This is a genomic window from Streptomyces sp. NPDC050433, assembly GCF_044458565.1.
In the GTDB taxonomy this organism is placed as follows: Bacteria; Actinomycetota; Actinomycetes; order Streptomycetales; family Streptomycetaceae; genus Streptomyces.
Window position 1 is genome coordinate 1 of record NZ_JBITIB010000053.1, and the last position, 23,506, is coordinate 23,506.

General features: G+C 68.5%; 16 protein-coding genes and 1 pseudogene. 15 read left to right on the plus strand and 2 right to left on the minus strand.

Annotated elements, in window-relative coordinates:
* The first annotated feature begins 696 nt into the window (after window positions 1–696).
* From ACIBLA_RS36485 to ACIBLA_RS36525, 9 genes are all read left to right on the plus strand, one after another.
* Entirely contained in the window at window positions 697–2,358 is a 1,662-nt protein-coding gene (locus ACIBLA_RS36485; protein ID WP_363244015.1) for an ABC transporter substrate-binding protein, read from the plus strand.
* A 44-nt stretch (window positions 2,359–2,402) separates the two neighbouring features.
* Complete coding sequence (locus tag ACIBLA_RS36490) at window positions 2,403–3,407, plus strand: ABC transporter permease (protein ID WP_399201063.1); 1,005 nt, start codon at window positions 2,403–2,405, stop codon at window positions 3,405–3,407.
* A 6-nt stretch (window positions 3,408–3,413) separates the two neighbouring features.
* The gene (locus tag ACIBLA_RS36495) at window positions 3,414–4,316 is read left to right on the plus strand and encodes an ABC transporter permease (RefSeq protein ID WP_363244014.1); all 903 of its coding nucleotides are present in this window, start codon (window positions 3,414–3,416) and stop codon (window positions 4,314–4,316) included.
* Between the two features lie 55 nt (window positions 4,317–4,371).
* Window positions 4,372–5,490: an ABC transporter ATP-binding protein gene (locus tag ACIBLA_RS36500; RefSeq protein ID WP_399201051.1), complete on the plus strand. Its 1,119-nt coding sequence runs from the start codon at window positions 4,372–4,374 to the stop codon at window positions 5,488–5,490.
* Window positions 5,487–6,593, plus strand: a complete 1,107-nt coding sequence (locus tag ACIBLA_RS36505; protein ID WP_399201052.1) for an ABC transporter ATP-binding protein — start codon at window positions 5,487–5,489, stop codon at window positions 6,591–6,593. Before ACIBLA_RS36500 ends, ACIBLA_RS36505 begins: the two co-directional genes overlap by 4 nt.
* On the plus strand, window positions 6,590–7,633 hold the full coding sequence (locus ACIBLA_RS36510; protein ID WP_399201053.1) for a LacI family DNA-binding transcriptional regulator: 1,044 nt from the start codon (window positions 6,590–6,592) through the stop codon (window positions 7,631–7,633). Before ACIBLA_RS36505 ends, ACIBLA_RS36510 begins: the two co-directional genes overlap by 4 nt.
* A 158-nt stretch (window positions 7,634–7,791) precedes the next feature.
* Complete coding sequence (locus ACIBLA_RS36515; RefSeq protein WP_399201054.1) at window positions 7,792–9,393, plus strand: FAD-dependent oxidoreductase; 1,602 nt, start codon at window positions 7,792–7,794, stop codon at window positions 9,391–9,393.
* A 12-nt stretch (window positions 9,394–9,405) separates the two neighbouring features.
* Complete coding sequence (locus tag ACIBLA_RS36520) at window positions 9,406–11,577, plus strand: glycoside hydrolase family 3 N-terminal domain-containing protein (protein WP_399201055.1); 2,172 nt, start codon at window positions 9,406–9,408, stop codon at window positions 11,575–11,577.
* A 232-nt stretch (window positions 11,578–11,809) separates the two neighbouring features.
* A complete protein-coding gene (locus ACIBLA_RS36525) occupies window positions 11,810–13,513 on the plus strand; it encodes a right-handed parallel beta-helix repeat-containing protein (protein WP_399201056.1) in 1,704 nt (567 codons plus the stop codon).
* A 154-nt stretch (window positions 13,514–13,667) separates the two neighbouring features.
* Here the strand turns inward: ACIBLA_RS36525 and ACIBLA_RS36530 are convergent, their stop codons facing one another.
* On the minus strand, window positions 13,668–14,891 hold the full coding sequence (locus tag ACIBLA_RS36530) for a saccharopine dehydrogenase C-terminal domain-containing protein (protein ID WP_363244007.1): 1,224 nt from the start codon (window positions 14,889–14,891) through the stop codon (window positions 13,668–13,670).
* A 119-nt stretch (window positions 14,892–15,010) separates the two neighbouring features.
* On the opposite strand from ACIBLA_RS36530, the gene ACIBLA_RS36535 reads away from it, so the two are divergent.
* Both ACIBLA_RS36535 and ACIBLA_RS36540 read left to right on the plus strand, forming a co-directional pair.
* On the plus strand, window positions 15,011–15,778 hold the full coding sequence (locus tag ACIBLA_RS36535; RefSeq protein ID WP_363244006.1) for a TetR/AcrR family transcriptional regulator: 768 nt from the start codon (window positions 15,011–15,013) through the stop codon (window positions 15,776–15,778).
* Between the two features lie 512 nt (window positions 15,779–16,290).
* Window positions 16,291–16,455, plus strand: a pseudogene (locus ACIBLA_RS36540) (pirin family protein); the annotation flags it as partial.
* A gap of 1,100 nt (window positions 16,456–17,555) precedes the next feature.
* On the opposite strand, the gene ACIBLA_RS36545 reads toward ACIBLA_RS36540, so the two are convergent.
* Window positions 17,556–18,683 (minus strand): hypothetical protein, encoded by a 1,128-nt coding sequence (locus ACIBLA_RS36545; protein WP_399201057.1) that lies wholly within the window; start codon window positions 18,681–18,683, stop codon window positions 17,556–17,558.
* A 585-nt stretch (window positions 18,684–19,268) separates the two neighbouring features.
* Between ACIBLA_RS36545 and ACIBLA_RS36550 the strand changes: the two genes are divergently transcribed.
* The 4 genes from ACIBLA_RS36550 to ACIBLA_RS36565 all read left to right on the plus strand — a co-directional run bounded on the left by ACIBLA_RS36550 (window position 19,269) and on the right by ACIBLA_RS36565 (window position 22,837).
* The gene (locus ACIBLA_RS36550) at window positions 19,269–20,132 is read left to right on the plus strand and encodes a LysR substrate-binding domain-containing protein (RefSeq protein ID WP_363244004.1); all 864 of its coding nucleotides are present in this window, start codon (window positions 19,269–19,271) and stop codon (window positions 20,130–20,132) included.
* Between the two features lie 114 nt (window positions 20,133–20,246).
* Window positions 20,247–21,113, plus strand: a complete 867-nt coding sequence (locus ACIBLA_RS36555) for an NAD-dependent epimerase/dehydratase family protein (RefSeq protein WP_399201058.1) — start codon at window positions 20,247–20,249, stop codon at window positions 21,111–21,113.
* A gap of 53 nt (window positions 21,114–21,166) precedes the next feature.
* The gene (locus tag ACIBLA_RS36560; protein WP_399201059.1) at window positions 21,167–21,655 is read left to right on the plus strand and encodes an acetoacetate decarboxylase family protein; all 489 of its coding nucleotides are present in this window, start codon (window positions 21,167–21,169) and stop codon (window positions 21,653–21,655) included.
* Between the two features lie 228 nt (window positions 21,656–21,883).
* Window positions 21,884–22,837, plus strand: coding sequence for a TauD/TfdA dioxygenase family protein (locus tag ACIBLA_RS36565; protein ID WP_399201060.1), 954 nt, complete (start codon window positions 21,884–21,886; stop codon window positions 22,835–22,837).
* The last annotated feature ends 669 nt before the right edge of the window (window positions 22,838–23,506 follow it).

Below are 23,506 nucleotides of genomic sequence, written 5' to 3' on the forward strand. Positions count from 1 at the left end.
GCAAGCGCGAGGGTTTCGAGGTCTGTCGTCACAAACGGACCAACGAGACCCTCGCTTCATTCACACGACCACGACTTCGGACTTACTCATCTAGGGGGTGTTCCCGATCAGGCTGGACGGGGCATGAGTTGACGCGCGTGTCGTGGGGAGCGGGCCGGGGTGCGGGGCCGGTTGCGGGGCCGGGCCTCGCTCGGGCCGTGCGTGCCTAGAGGTAGGAGCGGTACGACGACGCGTGTCCACGAGAACGTGCGGGATCTGACGACCGGCGGAGCGGTCGTCAGCGGGAGGAGGAGGGCACGCACGACGTCCCGGCGTGGTGCTCAACGCGGGTCTGGGACGCGGCAGTCGACGCTGCGCACCACGAGCGCGCTCAACCTAGGCGGGCCGCGTGAGGGTGTCAACGCGGGGCACGCACGCCTTGGATCCGACGCGGCGATGAAGCCAAGCCCCCTTGCAGTCAACCCGGTTGGCCGATGGATCACGCAAGTCGAGGGAGCCGGACGCCCGTTCGGCCCGTCACGGTAGCGGTTGGCCAAAAAACCTTGCCGTCATGCCCTTGACGCGTTCTCGCAACGTCCGTACGTTCCCTGGTCATACGTAGAAGCAGAGGCCCAAGAGTCCCCCACCCTCTTGGTCATACGTATGAGCACTTCTTCCATGCCCTGCCCCGCCCGCACGAGGAGCCAGGAGTCAGCCATGCCCACAAGAAGAGTCTTTCTCGCACAAACCGCCGCGGCGGCCCTCGCGATCCCTCTCGGAGCGAGTGCCTGCACCGCCGGAACCGGCGGAACCGGAGCGGGGGGCAAGGGCACGCAGGCGCTCGTGTTCGGCAAGACCGACGGCGGGACGACGTTCGTCCGCAACTACAACATGTTCGGCCCCGCCACCCAGAAGTCCCCCAACGCTGAGATGATCTACGAGCCGCTGGCGCGGATCGACTACAGCGACGGTGCGAAGGTCAAGCCGTGGCTGGCCAGGAGTCTGGAGTTCGACGAGGCCGGCACCACCCTCACCGTGAAGCTGCGCGACGATGTGACGTTCTCCGACGGCAGGCCCATGACCGCCGACGACGTGGTCCTGTCGCTGGGGATCCCGCTCACGAGCCCCGAGTTCAACACCGGTGGCACGACGTACGAGCGCGTCGAGAAGAAGGACGCCACCACCGTCACCGTGCACTGGAAGGAGCCGGCCTTCAGTGAAATGGGTCAACTCGCCTCCATCATGGTGCCGGTCGTGCCCAAGCACATCTGGGCGGGGAAGGACCTCAAGAGCTGGAGCAACCCCGACCCGGTGGGGACCGGCCCCTTCACCCTGAAGCGGTTCGCGTCCCAGCAGGTCACCCTCGGCGCGAGGGACGACTACTGGGGCGGGAAGTTCGAGCTGAAGGAACTCAAGATCATCCCGACCAGTGGCGACGCCGTGCGGGCCCAACTGCTGCGCGGCGAGGTGGACTGGGCGCTCATCGCGTGGAACGGCGCGGAGAAGGAGTACGAGGCGAAGGACCCCAAAAACCACCTGTACCAGAAGTACGCGACCGGTGGCACCTACGCCCTCTTCTTCAACACCGGCAAGTCCCCCTTCGACAACGTCCATCTGCGGCGGGCGCTGGCGATGACGATCCCGCGCAAGGACATCGTCACCACGCTGGAGCGTCCCGGCACCGAGGCCGGTCCCACCGGACTCGTCGACGAGGTCTTCGGCGACGCGATCCTGCCCGAGTACCGGCACAAGGTGCAGCCGGTGGACGCCGCCGGAGCGCAGAAGGAGCTGGCGCTGAGCGGCTTCAAGGTGCAGGGCGGCAAGCTGGTCAAGGACGGCAAGTCCTACGCTCCGAAACTCTCGTTCAACCAGGACTACGGCTGGGACCCGTACGCCAACATCATGATCCGCAGCTGGCAGAAGCACCTCGGCATCACGGTGAAGCCGGCCGGTGCACCCAGTGCCAACCTGTTCGAGCAGCAGCAGGCCGGCGACTTCGACCTCACCATCAACTTCACCATCGGCGCCGGCATCGGTGGCATCTACAGCGCGCTGAGCGGCCGGGCCCACCGCCCGCTCGGCGAGAAGGCCGCCACCAACTTCGGGCGCTGGAAGGACCCTGCCACCGACGCGGCACTCGGCAAGCTGCTGGGGTCGAACGATCCCAAGGTGACGAAGAGCGCCGGGGACGAGCTCCAGAAGACGCTCGCCGAACAGGTGCCGTACAGCCCCATCTACAACAGCTACTGGTTCATAGCCATCAACGCCTCCCACTGGGAGGGCTGGCCCACCTCCGAGAACTTCGACCATGTGCCGTTCCCGGGGCTGGGCCCCGACACCACGCTGACCCTTCTGGACCTGAAGCGGACCGCCAAGTGACCGCAGCGACCACGCCGTTGGTGTCCGCCGCACGTCCGGCCGGGGTGCCCCGCCGGTGGCGGTTCCTCGCGCGCCGCCTCGGGTTCTATCTGGCCGCCGCCTGGTCGGCCATCACGCTGAACTTCTTTCTGCCACGTCTGATGCCGGGCGACCCGTCGGCCGGCATCGTCGACAAGCTCCAGCGGGTCAGCGGCCAGCAGGTGTCACCGAGCGCCCTGGAGTCGATCCAGAAGGTCTTCGGCGAGCCGGATGCCAATCTGGGCCGCCAGTACCTCGACTACCTCGGTCAGTTGGCCCACTTCGACCTCGGTGTCTCGGTCAGCAACTACCCCACACCGGTGAGCGACCTGGTGTGGCAGGGGCTGCCCTGGACCCTGCTGCTGGTCGGCTCGACCACCGTCGTCGCGTTCGTCCTGGGCACCGGCATCGGTGCGGCGGCGGGATGGAAGGCGGGCGGCCGTTTCGACACCGTCGTCAGCCCCCTCACCACCTTCGTCTCGGCCATCCCGTACTTCTGGATGGCGCTCATCGGACTCTGGCTGTTCGGCTTCGTCCTCGGCTGGTTCCCGTTGTCCGGCGGCTACGACGCCGACCTGCCGATCGGCTTCTCCCCGTCCTTCCTGCTGAGCGTGCTGCACTACGGGGCGCTGCCCGCGGCCACCATCGTCTTCTCGGCCTTCGGTGGCTGGCTGCTCGGCATGCGCAACATGACGGTGACCACCGTCCGCGAGGACTACGTGCTTCTCGCCCAGGCCAAGGGCCTGTCCAGCCGCAGGGTGATGCTCCGCTACGCGGCCCGCAACGCCGTCCTGCCGAACTTCACCGGGTTCGCCCTCGCCCTCGGCCATGTGGTCGGCGGCGCCCTGCTCACCGAGGTCGTTTTCAACTATCCGGGCATCGGCTACCTCCTCTACACCTCCCTCCAGCAGCGCGACTACCCGGTCATGCAAGGGGTCTTCTTCCTCATCATGCTGACCGTCCTGCTGGCCAACCTGCTGGCCGACTCGGTGTACGCCCTGCTCGACCCGCGTATCAGAGAAGGGGCGTGACGGGCGTTGAACTCCGCATTCCTCACCAGCTGGAAGGTCCGCATCGGCCTCGGCATCCTCGCCTTCTTCTGTCTGCTGGCCCTGTTCGGCCCCTGGCTGGCGCAGAGTCTGCTGGGCCTCGACCCGCGCGCCAACGACATCAGCCTCATCGCCCAGCCGCCCAGCGGTGAACACCTGCTGGGTACCAACCAGTTCGGCCAGGACGTCCTCGCGCAGGTCATCGCCGGCGCCCGCGGCTCGATGTACGTCGGACTGCTCGGCGCCGTGGTCGGCACGGCGATGGCGATCCTGATCGGCGTACCGGCCGGGTATTACGGCGGCCGGGTCGACGCCGCCCTGAACTTCCTGACGAACCTGTTCCTCGTCCTGCCCGTGCTGCCGCTCATCCTCATCGTGGCCGGCTATCTGGAGGGCACGGGACTCACCACCATCGCCCTGATCATCGGCTTCTTCGGCTGGTCCGGCGGGGCCCGTACGCTGCGCGCCCAGGCACTCAGCATCGCCAACCGCGACTTCGTAAGGGCCATGCGCATGCTCGGCGAACGCGGCCGGCGCCTGGTCTTCGCCGAAGTGCTGCCGCATCTCACCGGCCTCACCGCGTCCATGTTCCTCCACGCGATGATCGGCGCGGTGATGGCCGAGGCGGGACTGGCGTTCCTCGGTATCTCCGACTCCTCGGCGATCAGCTGGGGCACGATGATCCAGTCGGCGCAGCAGCAGAGCGCCGTCCTGCGTGGCCTGTGGTGGTGGTTCGTCCCGCCCGGTCTGTGCATCGCCCTGATCGGTACGGCCGCGGCCCTGGTCAACTTCGGCGTCGACGAGATCGCCAACCCCAAGCTGCGGGCCGCCCGCCCCGTATCGGTGCGGCGCGCCAAGCGCCTGGCGCGCGCGGGCGGTGGAGCGCGATGACCGTATGTCCCGTGCCGCCGCGCCCGACGACCGTACCGCCCGGAGGTGGATCCCGATGACCGTACAGACCGAGCGGCACACGCCGTCCGTGGCCCCCGCCGGGCAAGCCGTCCTTGAGGTACGTGGTCTGACCGTCGAGTACGCCACCGGCGGCGTGCCCGTACGTGCCTGCTCCGACGTCTCCTTCACCCTGCGCCGGGGCGAGATCCTCGGCTTCGCGGGGGAGTCGGGCTCGGGCAAGTCCACGCTGATCACCGCCCTGACCCGGCTCCAGCGCCCGCCCGCGGTGACGACCGCCGGGCAGATCCTCTTCGGCCGGGACGACGGCCCGCCCGTCGACCTCGTCGCACTCACCCCCAGGCAGCTGCGCCGTTACCGGTGGACGTCGCTGTCCATCGTCCTGCAGTCCGCGATGGACGCGCTGAACCCGGTGATGCGGATCGGCGCCCAGTTCGCCGACGTCCTCAGGGCCCGCGACCGCTCGATGAGCAAACGGGCCGCCTGGACACGGGCCGCGGAACTGCTCGCCATGGTCGGCATCTCCGAGGACCGGGTCCGCGACTACCCGCACCAGCTCTCCGGGGGCATGCGCCAGCGCGCCGCCATCGCCCTGGCCCTGGCCTGCGGGCCCGAGCTGGTGGTGATGGACGAGCCGACGACCGCCGTCGACGTGGTGATGCAACGGCAGATCCTCGCCCAAGTACTGAAGCTACGAAGGGAGTTGGGCTTCGCCGTCATCTTCGTCAGCCACGATCTGTCGCTGCTGCTGGAACTCGCCGACCGTATCGCCATCATGTACGCCGGCCGCATCGTCGAGGTGGGTGAGGCGGCAGCCCTCTACCACGCGCCGCAGCACCCCTACACCCGCGGCCTGCGGGACTCCTTCCCGCCGCTGCACGCCCCGCTGCGTACCCTGCGAGGCATCCCCGGCACCCCGCCCGACCTGCGCCGCCCACCGTCCGGCTGCCCGTTCCACCCGCGCTGCGCGCGGCGGACGGACGGCTGCGACGAGCGGCTGCCGCTCCTGCTGCCGGTGGGGCCGCGGCCGGGGCACGAGGCGGCGTGCCTGCTCACCGAGACCCAGACCCAGACCCAGCCACAGCCCCAGACCGAGCACGAGCACGAGCACGACACCGAGACCGACAGCGCCGAGACGGGAGGCGGGATCCGATGAGCGAGGTCCTGCGCGAGGAAGCATCCGCGGCGGAGGAACCGGAGTACGTCCTGGAAGCACGGAACGTCTCCAAGCACTTCACCGTCCGCGGCCCGCTCGGCCGTACCTCCGTCGTCCGCGCCGTCGAGGACGCGACCGTGCGCCTGAAGCCCGGTCAGATCCTGGCGCTGGTGGGGGAGAGCGGCAGCGGCAAGACCACCCTGGCCCAGATGCTGGCCCGCTTCCACGAACCGACCAGCGGCGAGATCCTGCTGCGCGGCGATCCCGTGCGCGGCGCCGGCCGGCGGGCCCGGCGCGCGTACCACTCAGAGGTGCAGCTGATCTTCCAGGACCCCTTCGGCTCGCTGAACCCGCTGCACCGGGTCCGCTACAACCTCGACCGGGCGCTGCGACTTCACCAGCCGCAGCTGAACGCCGCCATGCGCGAGCAGCGGATCACGGAGCTGATGGAACGCGTCAGCCTCACCCCCGCCGCCGAGTTCGCAGCGAAATTCCCGCACGAGCTGTCCGGCGGGCAGCGTCAGCGCGTCGTGATCGCCCGCGCGCTCGCCGTCGAGCCCAGGGTGCTGCTCGGGGACGAGCCGATCTCCATGCTGGACGTGTCGATCCGGCTGGAGATGCTCAACCTGCTCCAGGGGCTGCGTACCGAGGACGGTCTCGCGCTGCTGTACATCACGCACGACATCGCCAGCGCCCGCTATCTGTGCGACGAGATCGCCGTGATGTACGCCGGGCAGATGGTGGAGTCGGGCCCCAAGGAGGAGGTGATCGCCGCTCCGCAGCACCCGTACACCAAACTGCTCATAGAGTCGTCCCCGGACCCCGAGCGGGGAGTGGGGGACCGCGACGCCCTCTTCGAGGGGGCCGACGAACTGGGTGAGCCGCCCAGCCTGATCGACCCGCCGGCGGGCTGCCGCTTCCACCCCCGCTGCCCGTTCGCGATGGCGGAGTGCGTCAGCCAGGCGCCGCCGCGCACCGAGCTGGACAACGGGCACTGGGCGACGTGCTGGCTGCACGTCAAGGGCCGGGCCGGGGAACTGGCGCAGACGACGCACGCCGCGGCGACCACCGCCCGGCGCGAGATGTTGCAGGGGGCATCGTGACAGCACGACGGCGTGACAAGGCGCCCAGCCAGGCGGACGTGGCGCGGCTGGCAGGTGTGTCCCAGTCCGCGGTGTCCCGTGTGATCAGCGGCAAGGCGGTGACCGCACGGATCCCGGAGGAGACCCGTCAGCGCGTCTTCGAGGCGGTACGTGAACTGGGGTACGTCGCCAACCCCGCCGCCCGCGCGATGCGCAAGCAGCGCAACAACCTGCTGGGTGTGCACACCTTCGAACGCGTCTTCCCGCGCGTACACGAGGACTTCTACTTCGAATTCCTGCTCGGGGTCGAGGAGCGGGCCGAGGAGACCGGCTTCGACCTGGTGCTGTTCACGTCGAACGGGTCCGGCGGCGACGGCGAACGCAAGATCTACAAGAACGGCACCAACCGGCTGAACCTGGCCGACGGCAGCATCCTGCTCGGTGTCGCCACCGACCGCGGGGAGCTGGCCCGCCTCTGGTACGAGGGCCACCCCTTCGTCCACATCGGCCGCCGTGAGGTGCCCGGTGCGGAGATTCCGCAGATCATCCCCGACTACCGGTCGGCGAGCGCGCAGATCGTCGAACGGCTCGCGCGGCACGGCCACCGGCGACTGGGGTACGTACGCGACTGGCAGGAGATGGAGCCGTACGAGGACCGCCGTCTCGGCTACGCGGCGGCCGTCGACCGGCTCGGACTGACCAACGCCTCGCCCGACTTCAACGGCACCGTGGGCCTCGACGGAGCCTGGCTCGACGAGGTGGCGCGCGGCGCGGCGACCGCGATCGTGGTCGAGTCGGTGGGGCTCGCCCAGTCCCTGCGCGAGCAACTGGCCGTCCGTGGCAGGAAGATCCCCGACGACGTGTCCGTGGCCGTGCTGGAGGCGGCGCCCGCGGACCTGTCCGGGCAGTGGGACTCCCTGGTGATTCCCCGCGTCGAGATCGGCCGTCTCGCCGTGGACCGGCTGCAAGCCATGCTCGACGACCCCGAACTGCGGACCGGCAGCGTGCTCATGCCCTGCCCGCTGATCACGGGCACGACGATCGCGGACGCGAACGACTAGGACCGCGTACCAGCACCCGACACCCCGAAACCGACACCCCGACACCCGACACCCGAAAGCTCCGGACGCGCCGGCAGATGAGTGGCGCCGTCCCTCGGTCCCGGCCGCCCCGAAACCGACGACCGACCCCTGCGACCGTCAGAAGGAAGGCCAGCCCCATGACAGAAATACGAACCGAGGTCCTCGTCGTCGGCGGTGGCCTCGGCGGTGTGGCCGCCGCGCTCACCGCCGCCCGGCTCGGCCGCCGGGTGGTGCTCACCGAGGCCACCGACTGGCTCGGCGGACAGCTCACCTCACAGGCCGTGCCGCCCGACGAACATCCCTGGATCGAAGGCCCGGCCGCCCCGCCCGGCTACACCGAACTGCGCCGCCGCGTACGCGACTACTACCGCCGCAACTACCCCCTCAGACCCGATGCCGCCCAGGACCCGCTGCTCGACCCCGGTCTCGGTGTCGTGAGCCGGATGTGCCACGAGCCGCGGGTGGCGGTGGCCGCCATCGAGGAGATGCTCGCCCCCTGGCGGGCCTCTGGGGCGATCACCGTCCTGACCGGTTACGAGCCGGTCGCCGCCCACACCGACGGCGACCGCGTCGAGGCGGTCACGCTGACCGGCCGGCGCGACGGACGCGAGATCACCGTCCACGCCCAGTACATCGCCGACGCCACCGAACTCGGCGACCTGCTGGAGATGGCCCACGTGGAACACGTCATCGGCGCGGAGGGCCGCGACGAGACGGGGGAACCGCACGCCCCCGAGACCGCCGACCCCCTCGACCAGCAGGCCGTGTCCTGGTGCTTCGCCCTGGAGCACCGGCCCGGCGAGGACCATGTGACCGACCGGCCCGCCTCCTACGACCACTGGCGCACCGCCGCCGCCCCGTTCTGGCCCGGCCCCCAGCTCTCCTTCACCGATGTCGTGCCCATCACCCTCCAGCACCGCACCTGGGCGCTGATGGACGCCGACCGAAAGGCGGACGACCACTTCGCCCTCTGGCAGTTCCGCCGTGTTCTGGCCCGAGAGCAGTTCGCGGACGGCGCCTTCGCCTCCGACCTCACCGTGGTCAACTGGCCGCAGATCGACTACTGGGAGGCGCCGCTCCTCGGTGTCGACGCCGAGCGGCGCCAGAAGGCGCTCGAAGCCGCCCGCGGCCTCTCGCTGTCCTTCCTGCACTGGCTGCAGACCGGGGCCCCCCGCCCCGACGGCGGCACCGGCTGGCCGGGGCTGCGCCTGCGGCCCGACGTCACCGGCACCCCGGACGGCCTGGCCATGGCGCCGTACATCCGCGAATCGCGGCGTATCAAGGCCGAGTTCACCGTTCTCGAACAGCATGTGGGTGTCGTGGCGCGCCCGCCGGGCGCCGGCGGTGCGGTGTTCCACGACAGCGTGGGCCTCGGCAGCTACCGCATCGACCTGCACCCCAGCACCGCGGGCCGCTCCTACGTCGACATCGAGTCCTACCCGTTCCAGATCCCGCTGGGCGCCCTGATCCCCGTACGCGTCGACAACCTCCTGCCCGCCAACAAGAACATCGGCACCACGCACATCACCAACGGCTGCTACCGGCTGCACCCCGTGGAGTGGGCCATCGGCGAGGCCGTCGGCGCACTCGCCGGATTCTGCCTCGACCGGGCCCTGCCGCCCCGCAAGGTCCGCGCCGACCAGGCCCAACTGGCCGACTACCAGCGGCTGCTCAGCCACACCCTCGGTATCCAACTCGCCTGGCCGGAGGAGATCCGCAGCCGGCCGCACCACTACTGAGAGGAATCCGCGATGAGCGGCCATGACCACCAATCCCGTATCGGGGAACTCCTGGGGCGGATGACCGTCGAGGAGAAGCTCGGCCAGTTGCAGCAGCTGGCCTGGGCATGGGACACCGGGCCGGGCGGCGGCGACACCGCGGCGGCCGAGGCCGCAGCCCGCAAGGGCCTGCTCGGCTCGGTGCTCAATGTCGTCGGTGCCGGCGCGAGCAACGCCCTCCAGTGCATCGCCGTGGAGGAATCGCGCCTGGGCATCCCGCTGGTCTTCGGCCTGGACGTGATCCACGGCTACCACACCACCTTCCCGATCCCGCTCGCCCAGGCCGCCGCGTTCGACCCGGCGGTGACCGAGACGGACGCCGAGGTCTCCGCGCGCGAGGCCCGCTCGAACGGCATCCACTGGACGTTCTCCCCGATGATGGACGTCACCCGCGAGCCGCGCTGGGGCCGGATCGCCGAGAGCACCGGTGAGGACCCGTATCTGACCACCGCCTACGCGGTGGCCAAGGTCCGCGGCTACCAGGGCGACGACCTGACCGCGCCGGACCGGATCGCCGCCTGCGCCAAGCACTTCGTCGCCTACGGCGGAGCGGAGGGCGGACGCGACTACAACAGCGTCGACGTGTCCGAGCAGCGGCTGCGCAACCTCTACCTGCCCCCGTTCCGGGCCGCGGTCGACGCCGGCGCGGCCACCGTCATGGCCGCGTTCAACACCATCAGCGGCGTCCCCGCCCACGCCAACCCGCACACCCTGACCGGCATCCTCAAGGAGGCCTGGGGCTTCGACGGCGTCGTGGTCAGCGACTGGACCGGAGTCCTGGAACTGATCGCTCACGGCGGTGCCTCGGACGAGGCCGAGGCGGCACGGCGGTCCCTGACCGCAGGAGTGGACATGGAGATGGTGTCCACCACCTTCGTCGACCACGGCCGGGACCTGCTCGCCTCCAGGGCGCTGGACCCGGAGCGGCTGGACGACGCCGTGGCGCGGGTACTGCGTCTGAAGCTGCGCCTAGGCCTGTTCGAGCGCCCGTACGTGACGGAGACCGCGGCACTGACCGCCCCGAGTGCCGAGTCGCGGGCGGCGGCGCGCGAGGTCGCCGGGCGCTGCCTGGTGCTGCTGAAGAACGACGACGACGTCCTTCCGCTCGCCGGGCCGGCCCCGCGTGCGCTGGCGGTCGTCGGCCCCTTCGCCGACTCGGGTGATCTGCTGGGTACGTGGACCCTGCCCGGCGCGCCGGAGGCTGTCCCCGTTCTCGCCGGCCTGCGTGCCGCCCTGCCGGACACCGAGATCCGCCACGCCGCCGGGGTGTCCTCGCAGGGGCTCGACACGGCCGGCATCGCGGAGGCGGTGGCGGTCGCCGAGGCCGCCGACGCCGTGGTGCTCGTGGTGGGCGAGCCGCCCGCGATCAGCGGGGAGGCAGCCGTACGCAGTGAACTGGGCCTGCCCGGCGCCCAGGAGGAGCTGATCGCGGCGGTCGCCGGTACCGGCAAGCCCTGCGCGGTGGTGCTGGTCGGCGGGCGTCCGCTCACGATCGGCGGCTGGGCGGACCAGGTGGCGGCGATCGTGATGGCCTGGCATCCGGGCATCGAGGCCGGCTCCGCGGTGGCGGATGTCCTGACCGGAGCCGTCGTACCCGGCGGCAAGCTGCCCGTGACGTTCCCGCGCGCGGTCGGCCAGGTCCCGCTCTACTACAACCACGAGCGCACCGGCCGCCCGTACGACCCGGCCGCGCCGGAGGTGAAGTACGTCTCGAAGTACCTCGACATCGCCGACGGGCCGGAGTTCGCCTTCGGCCACGGCCTGAGCTACACCACCTTCTCGCTGGGCGAGCCTCAGCTGAGCCGTGAGCGGATCACGGTGGCGGAGCTGCTGGAGGACGTGACGGTGGAGGTGACCGTCCCGGTCCGCAACACCGGCGCGCGCGAGGGCGAGGAGGTCGTCCAGCTCTACGTCCAGGACCCCGCGGCCACCCTCACCCAGCCGGTCCGCCGGCTGTGCGGCTTCCGCCGCGTCCGGCTGGCGGCGGGGGAGGAGCGGCAGGTGCGCTTCACCGTGGGCGCCGACGACTTCGGTTACTGGAGCAACGATCCCGCCGGAGTGTTCATCGTGGAGCCGGGCGAGATCCACATCCACACCGGCGGCAGCTCACGGACACAGGCCCGGCGCACGCTCCTGATCACCTGACCGCCGACTTGTGGCCCGCGGCCGTACCACAAGGCCACCCCCGATACCCCCGGTGCCGGCCGTAACGGGAACACGCCTGCACCGGAAGGACCGACTCGACCCGGACGAGGAAGCCGTCCGCCGAAGGGAGCGATGCGCCGAGGAGATGTACTCAACCGTTCTTTGACCCATGCCTCAACACGAGTCGTCCCCGTGTGTCCGTGCGTCGTCACGGTCCGCGGTGGGGAGAAGCATGAAAGCAAAGATATGTGCGGCAGTGGTGGCCCAGGGAATACTGGGCCTGCTGCTGGCGGGTGCCACCACGGGCACCGCGCACGCCGCCGCCGCCACGTACTACGTGTCACCCAGCGGCAGTGACACCAACAGCGGTACCTCGCCCGACCAGGCCTGGAAGACCACCGCGAAGGTCAAGAGCGTCACCTTCCCGCAGGGCAGCGTCGTCTCCTTCCAAGGAGGGCAGACATTCACCGGCTGCCTGGTCTTCAACGGGACCAACGTGCCGACGTCGTCGGCGTCCACACCCTTCAAGGTCACCTCCTACGGCACCGGCCAGGCCACCATCAAGTCCGACTGCACGGGCGACTACTCGGCGGCGGTCACGGCGGACAACGTGAGCGGCTTCCAGCTGCACAACGTCAAGCTGGTCAACGGCGGCACGACAGCGGCCGGTGTGCTGCTCCAGAACCAGAAGTCGACGACGGCCACCAAGAGCATGAAGGTGACCGACTCCGACATCTCCGGCTTCGCCACACCGAGCGGCAGCAGCAGCACCTTCGGCGGGCAGATCATGGTGCTCGGGTACGCGGTGAACGCCAACAGCGGGCCGCTGGACGACGTGCAGATCCTCAACAACAAACTGCACGGCGCCAGCGTGACCTCGAATGCCGGGCCGGGCATCTACGGCTGGGGTTCGGGGGTCAACATCACCAACGTCAGGGTCGAGGGCAACACCGTCTACAACCTCGGCATGGCGGCCCAGAGCACCGGAGCCGCGCTGACCGCGAACGGCTGGAACGGCGCGGTCATCCAGCGCAACCTGGTCCATGACATCGGCGCCAACGTGACCTCGTGCGGCGGCGCCAGCGGCATCATGACGTACACCTCCAACAACGTGAAGATCCGCCACAACGAGGTGTACAAGGTGCAGCCGGTTCCGGCCTACACGGCCGGATGCGACTGGGACGGGATCGACCTCGACGGCGGCACCACGAACTCGGTGGTGGAGTACAACTACACGCACGACAACGCGGGCAGCGGTCTGCTGGCCTACACCTCGACCGCCGCGTCACGGGTGTGGGGACCGAACACCTTCCGCTACAACGTCTCGCAGAACGACGACTGGGCGAACGCCCAGGGCGGTCTGTTCGACGTGGTGCCCAGCGCGCCGAAGAACCCGCTGTCGATCTACGGCAACACCTTCTACACCAACAAGGACCAGAGCGCGAACAAGAGGACGGGCGCCAGCGCTTGCTTCATGTTCGGCTACGCCGCCGGGACCTGGGCCAGTGGTTCGCAGATCAAGGACAACATCTGCTACATGGCCAACAAGGGCACATACGGCAAGACCGGCCAGCTCTACTACAACCCGTACGGGCAGACCGGGATGACCCTGTCGAACAACCTCTACTACGGGACGAACACCGGCGGCTGGCGCTGGGGCGGCACGACCCACGCCGACTTCGCCGCGTGGAAGGCGGCGGGTCTGGAGTCGGGCTCGGTGTGGGGTGACCCCCTCTTCACGTCGCCCGGCGCGGGCGGCACCTGCTCGTGGTCGCCGACCTCCGGCACCGGACCGCAGCCGTGCCCGCAGGCGTACACCCTCAAGTCCGGCTCACCGGCGATCGGTGCGGGCGTGGCGGTGTCCGGCAACGGCGGGATCGACTACTACGGGACCACCATTCCCGGCAAGCCGAACATCGGGGCCGACGCGGGCTAGTGCCCCTCCCGGCACTGTTTGCCCCGTCGCGGCACTAGTTCATGACTGATCCGCGGCGGTCGTCATCACTCACCCGTGCCCGCCAGGTGTCGGGAGACCGATGACGACCGCCGTGGTGCCCGTCCAGACCTTCCCAACCCTCCCGGCAGCGCGGTCAGTTCTCCTCGCGCAGGCCCCAGGGGGAGCCGTACGCGGTGAGGAGATCGAGGAACGGGCGGGGCGGCAGCGCCTCGGGGCCGAGGACCCCGCTGCCGGTCCAGACGCCGCCGGCGATCAGTTCGAGGGCGACGACCGGATTGATGGCGGTCTGCCAGACCACGGCCTGGGAGCCGTACTCACGCATCGACCACTCGTTGTCGACCACGTGGTAGAGGTACACCTCGCGCGCGGCACCGTCCTTGACGCCCTTGACCCAGGTGCCCGCGCAGGTCTTGCCGGTCATGCGGTCGCCGAGCGTCGCCGGGTCGGGCAGACAGGCGGCGACCACATCACGGGGCGAGACCTGGACCGGCCCGCTCCGCCCGGGGACCGTGACCTCGGCGGTGGAGTCCAGGCCCAGCTCGTGGAGGACCTTGAGCTTGGCGATGAAGTCGTCGCCGAGGCCGTACTTGAACGTCACCCGCCGCGCGTCGACCCAGCGGGGGATCAGCAGCACCTCCTCGTGCTCCACGTTGACGCACTCCACCGGGCCGATCCCCTCGGGAAAGTCGAAGACCTCCGGCTCGCTGAACGGCGCGGTGGTGAACCAGCCGCGCTCCTTCTCGTAGACCACCGGCGGATTGAGGCACTCCTCGATGGTGGTCCAGATACTGAAGGACGGGGCGAAGTCATAGCCCTCGACGGTCAGGTCGGCGCCGTCCCGGATGCCGATCTCCTCGATCTCGTCGAAGAGTTCGTCGGCCGCGTACCGTGCGAAGACGTCCGACAGGCCCGGTTCCACGCCGATGCCGACCAGAGCCATGCGGTCCGAGCGTTCCCATTCGGCGGCCAGCGCGAACTGCCCGTCGCCGAGCTTCACACCGCAGCGCTCGTAGGGGTGGGTGCCGTGCGGTGAGGACAAGGACATCGCCATGTCCAGGTAGTGCGTTCCCGCGGCCAGGGCGGCCTGGAACAGCGGCATGACGAACCGCGGGTCAGTGGCGTTGAGCAGGACGTCGTACGTGTCCTCGACCAGCGCCCGGCGCACCGCATCCTCGTCGGAGGCGTCCAGGCGCCGGGCGCTGAAGCGGCTCCCGTGCTCGCCCAGCGCGGCGACGGCCTTCTCGGCGCGGGAGAGGTCGTAGTCGGCCACGGTCATATGGGTCAGGAAGTCCCGGCGGGCCGCGATCCGGGTGATGGCGGTTCCGACGCCGCCCGCGCCCACGAGCAGTACACGCATGTCGCACACCTTTCGTCCCCGCAGGCGGGCGCCCGACGGGTGCCCTGATGCAACGGGACGGCACGGGTTAGGGTCAACCGTGTTGGCATAAGGTCGGCAGGGAACAGAGGAGGAAGCCGATGCCGAAACAGGTGGTGCAGGAGGAGGCGCGCCGCAGGCGCCGTCCGACCCGGCGAGGCTCCGTGCTGTCCGAGACCCTGATCGTGCACACCGCGCTGCGGGTGCTGAGAGAGCACGGCGGCACGGGGCTGACCGCCCGCCGACTGGGCGCCGCCCTCGGCGCCGACCCGAGCACCCTCTACCGGTACTTCGCGGGCATGGACGACCTGACCCGTGCCATCGGCGACGAACTCATGGGACGGGCGCTGGACAACTGGACGGACACGGGCCACTGGCAGGCCGACCTGCGCGCGCTCGGGCTCGCCATCCACGCCTCGTACGTCGCGCATCCACAGGCCGCCGTACTGACCGCCAGCCGGGTCACCGGCCGGCCCCGGGAGATCGCGGTGGACGAGACGATCCTCGGCGTCCTGCGCGTCGCCGGCTTCCCCGACGCCACGGCGGTCCGCGTCTACCACGCCTTCATCGACTCAAGCCTGGCCTTCGCCGCCCTGGACGCGGGATCGCTGGCCCTCAGCGACGAGGCCCGCGAGACGGACGAGGAGATGTGGGGCTCCACCTACGCCCGGCTTCCCGCCGACACTCACCCCCATATCGCCGCCACCGCACGGCTGTTGGCCGGCCGCATGACACACAGCGCCTACCCGGTCGTCCTGGACACCCTGCTGAACGATGCGGCGGCGCAGCTCGCGATCACCTCTCCTGACTATGCTCACTTCATGCCGGATGCCGGAAGTGAAGAGATGGGTGACCTGAGGAAATGCTGACCGAGGTCACCGCGACCCGCTATGTCACGCCCCTGCGTGAGGGCGGTTCGCTCCCCACGCATCGTCGAGGCGGACGATCTCGGGACGTACGTCATGAAGTTGTGCAGAGAGGCGGCCCGACCTGCGGTAATGCCGACAATCGGGCCTCTGATCTGCAAGGACGCTTCTTTCAGTGTCTTTCAGGCTCGTGCCAACTTACGTAGTTGATTCTCCCCACACGCTCCCCAGCGGCGTCCATACTCCCCAGATTCTCCCCAGTCCACGCCTGCGCCCCAGCTGTGTGACCTGTAGAGCAGGCTTTCGAAATGCCTGCGGTGGGTTACCCGGGGTGGTTCAACGTAGGTGGCCGAGGAGATAGCAGTTGATAGCGCGGTCGGGGCGACGCCAGCCCGCGTATGGTCCGGATCTTCCTTCCGGCCATCTGCGTTTTCGATGCGTTGCGATGGGAGCGCCGAGTAGGGACTCGTGGCCGCAGCCGTGGTTCCACGGACGTGGAGGCTTCGCTGACGAAGTTGTGGTGGAACTTCATCGGGCGTTCACATGAGGAGATCGAGGCAGCGCGCAAGGACTGGATGCAAGGCCCCCGCTTCGGAGGGGTAACGGGCTACGAGGGCGCCCGCCTCTCCGCTCCGGAACTCCCGCCGGTGGCCCTGAAACCACGTGGTCGGGCGCGCTGACCTGGCCTGATTGGGCCTGCCGCAGCCTGCCGCGTGACCTTCGCCGTGCCCCCTCGTCAGGCTGGTGAGTGGGCACAGTTGCGTTCGTTGTCGGGCGCTCTCTTGGCGCGGGTTGCAGTTGCATGTGTTGGCACCTGTGGCCAGGTCTAATCAAACACTTGCTGACCCTTTGCTGACCTTACTGATGAGTAATCAGATTCAGCCATCGGGATGGTGATCATGCTGAGTGCCGTGCGGTCGTACGAGCGATGCTGGTCGGGTTCGCGCTGGCAGTCGTGTGGGCGGCCTGGTTAATCAGATGGCAGGGGCGGACGTGCCACCCAAACGCGATCGCGCGGGACGCGAATCGTGAATGGCTTCCGTTATTTCCTGCCGAGTCGATGGTGGCCAGCGGTAAGCGAACGGAGACTTTGACCTGTACCCGATGACGCACCATGTGGAGTGCGTGGCGATCCTGGAGCCCGCCGCAAAGGGTGCCTGACCTGCGGCTTTGCCTGTGCGCATTATGTGCTGTGTGGGCGTTACGGGCGATATCTTGACGCTGAAATGACGCTCGTGACGCTCATTTGACGCTCGTTCTGATGGGGTGTCAGGTGTGTTACGTCGCTGGTCGGCGGTCTCGTGGCTAAGACCGTGAGGCAGGGGTGCCGGGAATTTCGTGGTGCCAAGCAGTCATGCTCAGCCACATGAGCGGAGCGCCCAGCAGGTTCTTCGTCTGCTGGTGGTACAGCTGTCGCACTAGTGCTGACCGGCGGAGATGCCGATTGATGAGGCGATCGGGGCGAAGTCGGCCCGTGTATGGTCCGGATCTTGCTGCCGGCCTGAACGTAGAGGGACCTTGTGCTCCCGGCGTGGGCTACACGTCTTACGGCGATCGGACTCTGCCCTGAGTGGAGGATGTGGCGTCTGAAATAGGGCGCATGATCGCGTGACGACAGAACGTAGCGGAGTCGACCTTGCGCGCCAGAGTTCCGGGCGGGCTTGGTGCCTCGATCGGAAGGCTGATGACGCCTCGCGGGGGCGGTAAGGACTGGCGGCTTCCTCATGACCGGAGCTCGGGACATTGTGTTGCGCCCCCTCGCAACTGCTATAAGGCGCGGCTACTCACCTCCCTTCGGACGTGGGCCCTCAAGTTGTGACCCCTTGGAGGGGGCGATGAGAACACCAGGGTCGCGCCGTCCACGTGGCGCGCGGCCTGGTGTTGTGACCCCTCGAAGGGGCGATGAGGACGTGCGGGCCAATACCAGCCGGTAGGAGTCCGAGGAGTTGCAGGCGCGGGGAGCAGAGCGCCTAGAGAAGCGGGACTTGGTGCGGCGGGGAGTAGATCGTTCACCTGGGCCTGCTTTCCGACCGCTTGGGACCATCCCCGCACGCGCGTACCGGTCCGCCCGCTTCTCGGCCGGGGTGGAACCGTTCACCCGGTCTCTCCGTAGGTGCGGATCTGGTACCGGAGTTGGATGATGGCGCCGAAGGTGTCGCACACCGCGTCCTGGACCACGGCCAGGCGGCTCTTGCGTGTGCCCTCCAGGTCCGGGAAGCGCAGAACAGCGCGGATCGCGCCCTTCGGGGGTGTAGAGGATGACGTCCTCACGGCCGGGGGTGTAGGTCGCGAAGTACGTGCTCTCGTACTTGTTGATCAGGTCGTAGAAGCGGAAGACGACCTGCTTGTAGCTGTCCTGCAACTCGGGGCTGATGATCTCCGGCATGGGCTGGCCTCGGTTCTCCCGCTTCTCGGCCCACACGTACGTCCCGCTGAGGGTGTGTTGCAGGCCGTACTCCCGGTCGCGGAAGGTGAAGGTGGCGGCGAAGTCAGAGTTGTCCTTGATCGGATGCCAGTCCCCGATGCCCATGCCGATTTCATGGGTGACGTACTTCAACCACCGGCTGGCCAGCTCGTCGAGCGTTGTGAACGGCTGGTTGGTAACGGGCAGATCGCGGCTGGTCACGGACTCCGGGCGGAAGCGGCAGCCGTGCAGGCCCTTGATCCGCCCCTGCCGGAAGTGCTCGACCGACCCGAGCAGCAGGCAGTCGTGGCACGCGGCCTCGTGGAACGGGTGGTCGATGAGCCGGTGGCCGCCCGCGATGCCCTTGAACAGAGGTGTAGTTCGGTGGACGTGCAGCGGGACGATCCGGGCCCTCAGCGCGGGTCGCCGGACGTAGGACTCACCGCACGGCTTGCACACGGGTTCCAGAGTCTTGTCCGGGCCCAGCTCGTCGGTCAGCAGCAAGTGTGTCGCGGTGCCCTCGCAACGGTCGTCACCGGGGGCGTGAGAGGAAGGAAGCAGCGTGGAACAGCGCATGCCGAAGTCCCCCTTCGTGGGGTGCAGGATGTGATGGGCAAAGTGCGGCAGGCTGCTCAGGCGTAGCCGTCGACCGTCTCGTTGATATGTGCGGCGGCTGCCGGGCTTGCCGTGTCGGCCGCCTCGCGCATGGCCTCGACCCACTTCTGGTCGGCGCCTGAGCGGCCGGGATCGATGTGGAATTGACGATCCCGAGGTCGGATACCTTCACGGGCCGGCCGTCGCGGAAGTACGTCAGATAGGTGTGTCGCCGTCGGGGTCACGGACCACGACCACTTCGACCTGCGCGGTCGCTGCGGGCGTTGCGCTGTGCCTGGCGGTCGCACAGGTCCTGCTCGGCTTTCCCTCGGCCCGGTACTGGATCCGCTTCGCGCACGCCCGGCTCACCTGTTCCGCCACCTGCCCCAGCAGTCCGCTGGGGCATGTCCGGTACACGGCCGCGACGATGGATCAGGCGGGCCCTGCGGACTGGCCCTAGCCTGGAAGCATGGCGTCGGCACGGCGGGAGATGTAGTGGATGTCGATCTGCGCAAGCTGCGCTACTTCGTCGTCGTGGCCGAGGAGTTGCACTTCGGCCGGGCCGCGGAGCGGCTGCACATCACGCAACCGGTGCTCTCCCGGCAGATCCGTGCCCTGGAGCACGAATCGCGCGCTGAACTGTTCACCAGGAACAAGCAGTCCACCGAACTGACGGCCGCGGGCCGCCAGTTGCTGGAGGACGCCCGGCCCCTGCTGGCCGGCGCGCGGGCGCTCAGCCTTCGTGTCCAGCGGGCCGCGCGGGGGGAGACGACGTTCACGGTCGGCTTCATGCCCGGGATCACGGTGACCGGCGCGGTGCGGGCCTTCTCCGCCAGGCATCCCGAGCTGACCGTGAAGGTGGTGCGCACCTCATGGGCCGACCAGGTCGAGGCGGTGCACGAGGGGCTTCTCGACGTGAGCTTCGTGCGATTGCCGGTCGACCGTCGCGGCCTGGCGCTCCGCCCGGTCTTCCGGGAACCGCGCGTCGCCGTACTGCCGGCGGACCACCGTCTGGCGGGCAAAGAGTCCATCGGTATCGCGGACCTGGCCGCCGAACGCCTGCTGCAGGACCCCGACGCCGTCCCCGAGTGGCGTGACCTCCCCGACCGGGTCGGCGGCGCGGAGAGGGCCGGTCCGCGGCCCGCCTTCCGCAGCGTCGAGGAGAAGCTGGAACACGTGGCGACGACCGGGGGTGTCATCGTCCTTCCGCTCTCCACCGCGGCGTACTACACCCATTCCGATGTCGCCCATGTGCCCATCGGCGACATCGGCCCCAACGAGGTCTGCCTCGCCTGGAGCGCCCACCGGCACACCCCGCTGCTGCCGGAGTTCGCCGACATCGCCGCAGCCCAGCACTGATGCCCTGAGGGCATCACCAATGGCGGAAGAGGAATTGGACGTGATCCGCGGCACGGGTCCAGAGTGGCAGGAGCGGCGGATCTTCTGCCGCCATCCGAAAGGACCGTGAGTGCGATGCAGGTCTTCATCACAGGCGGCTCCGGCTACATCGGCCGCTCCACCGTCCGGGCGCTGATCCGGCACGGCATCGAAGTGACCGCGCTGGCGCGCAGCGAGCACTCCGCGCGGACCTTGACCGATCTGGGGGCCACCCCCGTCGCGGGGGCGCTCACCGACGCCGACGTTCTTCGGGAGGCGGCCGGCCGGGCCGACGGTGTGATCCACCTCGGGGTGGACTACGCCGGGGGCACCGCGGACGTCGACCGCGCCGCGGCGGAGGCGATGCAGGAGGGTGCGGCAAGCGGCCCCTACGTGCACACCGGCGGGGTGTGGGTGTACGGCGACACCGACGGGGTCGTCGACGAGAACGCCCCGCAGAGCCCGCCGCGCATCACCGCCTGGCGGCTGGAGAACGAGAAGCGGGTGCTCGCCCGCGCCGCCGCCGGGGAGCACCCGGTCGTGGTGATGCCGGGACTGGTCTACGGCCACTCCGGCGGGCTGGCGCAAGGTTACTTCGTAGAACCTGGGCGCGCCGCCGGCACTGTACCGTGTATCGGGGACGGCTCCAACCACTGGGCTCTGGTCCATGTCGACGACCTGGCCGAGTTGTACGTCCTGGCTCTGAACGCCTCGGCCGGTTCTGTCTACGCCGGGGTCGGCGGCCAGAACCTCCCGCTCGCCGACATCACCCAAGCCCTCAGCCACGCCGTCGGGTGTCCCGGCCGGATCGAGTCGGTGACCCTTGAGGAGGCTGTTCGGCGGATGGGCCCGATCGCCGAGGCATTCGCCCTCGACCAGCAGCTCACCGGTGCCCGCGCCCGTCGCGAGCTGGGCTGGACGCCCACCCGTCTCGACGCCTTGGCAGACCTCGCCCAGGCCTGAATCACGGCCGATCACCAGCCTGAATCGCTCGCCGATCACGGACCCGATCACGTGTGATCTGGGTGGCCGAGTTCACGGTGAACGACGTCGCCGGGACCCCGGCGAAGGTGACCGTCGTGGCCCCAGTGAACACGATTCCTGTGAGCGTGACACCGGTGCCGCCTGGCTCGAACCGGGCCGTGGCGCAGTCCAGCAGCGTACGCCGCTCACGTACGACACCTCGACCCACGGCACGGCCTCGTCAGCCCCAGCCGGCACGGCCATACGACACCCCCAGTGCGCTCACCCCGTACGACTGGGTTCACACCCTCGCCATCCAGTCCGGCGGCCTCTTCGACCTCATGGTCACCGTGCCGGTGCGTTACGAGGGCCTCTACACCCAGACGCACATCTACATGTACTGCACCGACGCCATGGGCATCGCCGCCGGCCGGGAACTCTTCGGATACACGAAGAAGGAGTGCGACTACCGCGGGCTTGGGGAGTTCTGGCGAACCGAGGAATCGTGGCCAGCCCCCGAGGCGACCTGCCGCGGCTGTTAATGCGGAGGGCGAGTGCGTCCCGTGGGCCGGCGCTTTCGGGAGCATCACGCCATTATTATTAGATTTTATCTAAGATAATGCAATAAGTAGCGTTACTGTCTACTTCATTCGACATACGAGTAGCTAATATAACGTAAAGAGAAGAGATTTTCCTTGACGTGCGTCGGCCGTGCCGTCACGATGCGAATGATGTTTCGATGATGAATTATTGTTCGAGGGGGAGCGTGTATGCCGATCACCACCACACCTCTGTCACCGTACATCGGCCTGGAAGTTCATGGCCTGGACCTGGAGCGGGATTTCGACGAGGCGACGCGGCAGGCGCTGCTGGACGCCTGGATTCGTGGCGGCATCCTGCTGTTCCGCGGCTGCCGCTCGGCCGAGGCGCACCTGCGGCTGAGTCGCTGCTTCGGCAAGCTTGAGTCTTCGGCGACGCCCGACCTCAACGTTGACGACAATCCCTATCTGATGGAGCTGAAATACGATCCAGAAGAGGGAAAGGGGAAGGGCCCCATGATGCGCGTCAACGGCGCCGAGCGCGCCGGCTGGCTGGGCTGGCATTGGGACCAGTCCTTCATGCCGGTGATCGTGCGCGGCGCGGTGCTGCGCATGATCGAGCCGGCGGCGATCGCCGGCGAAACCGGCTTCATCGACGGTATCGCCGCCTGGCAACGCCTGTCGGCGCAGCTGCAGGAGCCCATCGAAAACCTCGAAGTCGTCTACCACTTCACGCCGGAGATGGACAAGAACCCCTATGGCTTTCCACCGGACCTGGTGAACCTGAAGACCGATCCTGAGAGCATGGCCGAACTTCGCAAGTACGACTTCCCGCCGGTGGTGCACCCGCTGGTCATCATCCACCCGGAGACCCGCCGCAAGGTGCTCAAGCTGTCGCCGATGCACGCCAAGCGCGTGCTCGGCATGGACGCGGCGCAAAGTGATGCCCTGCTGCACCGGCTGGCGGACCACCTCGTGGACGAACGCTACGCCTACTTCCACAAATGGAGGGAGGACGACGTCATCGTCTGGGACAACTGGCGCGTGATCCACAACGCCGCCGGCGTTCCCCTGGACGTGCGCCGCCGCGCGCAGCGCACCACCCTGCGCGGCGACTACGGCCACGGCCGCTACCTCGACCCTGCGCGGGGCCGAGAGCCGCGCACGGCGACCATCGTCGACTGAGGCGGCGAGCGAATGCCCGGCGGCGGTGCCGATGCCCTACCCGGCTCGGATCACGTTGGCGCGGGTCAGGCCGGAGAATTTTGAATTGCGCCCCTTTTCGGCAAGGAAGCGCCGCAGTTCGTCGCCTGCGCTTTGTCGCGCACATTCTTCGCCGACGCATTTTCCTGTACGTGACCTGTGTTTACCGGTGCCTACCTCGGTAAATAGGAATATGCCGCCAACCGCTCCAGCCCCGTGAAGCAAAGTTGCCGGCAAAGCTAGGGTGAGTGTATGCACCAGTCAATACGGGTGTGACCTGCGCCTCTCCTGGTTTGCCTGCTGTGCCGCAGGGGAAACATCCATTAATCAACGCAAGAAACCCCGGCTCACAAGCACCGCCGAAGGTCTCGCCGGGCCCGGCGCGGTTCAGTAGCTGGAGACCGGAACTTCCGCCTCTTGACGTCGGGGAGCCACCAAGGGAACAATCGCGGAAGCAAGCGCTTTGGTTGACGAGGTCCGGCCCCTTGTACGTTTGTTTCTCTCGCTCATGCTTCCGGAATTGCGGAGCTGACGATTTCTGACCACGGCGCGTGATGTCGGTGACCAGTTCTGTCGTCCCGCTTTTCCCCTTCTGTGGTGCCCACATCCATGACGCGAACGCTCGGCGAGCCAGCCTGTATTCAAGTGAAA

Bases quoted from the DNA above. Each gene is read 5' to 3' on its own strand.
- ACIBLA_RS36535 (WP_363244006.1), top strand. From the start codon at position 15,011: ATGCCGAAACAGGTGGTGCAGGAGGAGGCGCGCCGCAGGCGCCGTCCG.
- ACIBLA_RS36505 (WP_399201052.1), top strand. From the start codon at position 5,487: ATGAGCGAGGTCCTGCGCGAGGAAGCATCCGCGGCGGAGGAACCGGAG.
- ACIBLA_RS36565 (WP_399201060.1), top strand. From the start codon at position 21,884: ATGCCGATCACCACCACACCTCTGTCACCGTACATCGGCCTGGAAGTT.
- ACIBLA_RS36500 (WP_399201051.1), top strand. From the start codon at position 4,372: ATGACCGTACAGACCGAGCGGCACACGCCGTCCGTGGCCCCCGCCGGG.
- ACIBLA_RS36515 (WP_399201054.1), top strand. From the start codon at position 7,792: ATGACAGAAATACGAACCGAGGTCCTCGTCGTCGGCGGTGGCCTCGGC.
- ACIBLA_RS36485 (WP_363244015.1), top strand. From the start codon at position 697: ATGCCCACAAGAAGAGTCTTTCTCGCACAAACCGCCGCGGCGGCCCTC.
- ACIBLA_RS36530 (WP_363244007.1), bottom strand. From the start codon at position 14,891: ATGCGTGTACTGCTCGTGGGCGCGGGCGGCGTCGGAACCGCCATCACC.
- ACIBLA_RS36520 (WP_399201055.1), top strand. From the start codon at position 9,406: ATGAGCGGCCATGACCACCAATCCCGTATCGGGGAACTCCTGGGGCGG.
- ACIBLA_RS36555 (WP_399201058.1), top strand. From the start codon at position 20,247: ATGCAGGTCTTCATCACAGGCGGCTCCGGCTACATCGGCCGCTCCACC.
- ACIBLA_RS36525 (WP_399201056.1), top strand. From the start codon at position 11,810: ATGAAAGCAAAGATATGTGCGGCAGTGGTGGCCCAGGGAATACTGGGC.